Consider the following 560-nt stretch of genomic DNA (forward strand, 5'->3'; position numbering starts at 1 on the left):
GGTCCACCTGCCCCGACCCCAAGTCCCCCAGCGACACGAGCGAGTCGATGCCCACCACGGAGAGCCGCGCGTCCGGCATCTCCCGACGCATCAGCGCCGCGATGCGCGGCACCCACGTCAGCTGCCCCGCATCCGCGACCGCCAACGTGAAGGTCTGCGTGCAGCGCCCCGGCTCGAACGGAACCTCATGGAGCGCCAGCTCCATCTCCCGCAGCCCGCGACCAATCGCCGGCGCCAACGCGAGCGCCCTGGGCGTCGGGACGATTCCCCGCCCCTTGCGCGTCACCAGCGGGTCTCCGAGCAGCGCACGCAGCCGCGCCAGGCTGTTGCTGATGGCCGACGGCGTGACGTGGAGCCGCTCCGACGCTCGGACCACGCTGCGCTCGACGAGCACGGTGTGGAGCACCAGGAGCAGGTTGAGGTCGATGGCCCCGATTTGAATGCTCATTTCCCGTGAGGTTACTGCTCACGAATCATCACGGCCAGCGAGGACGCTCCGGGCACATATTGGGGCCATGCACAGACTGCTCGGCTGGCTCGCCACCGGCGCGCTCATCGCG

1 protein-coding gene is annotated in these 560 nt (G+C 69.8%); it reads right to left on the minus strand.

The features are described from left to right. On the minus strand, nucleotides 1-448 hold a 448-nt coding region (locus FL311_RS43550), incomplete at its 3' end, for a LysR family transcriptional regulator (RefSeq protein WP_141333588.1). Nucleotides 449-560 lie beyond the last annotated feature (112 nt).

This window comes from Myxococcus sp. AB025B, assembly GCF_006518215.1.
GTDB classification, from domain to species: Bacteria; Myxococcota; Myxococcia; order Myxococcales; family Myxococcaceae; genus Myxococcus; species Myxococcus fulvus.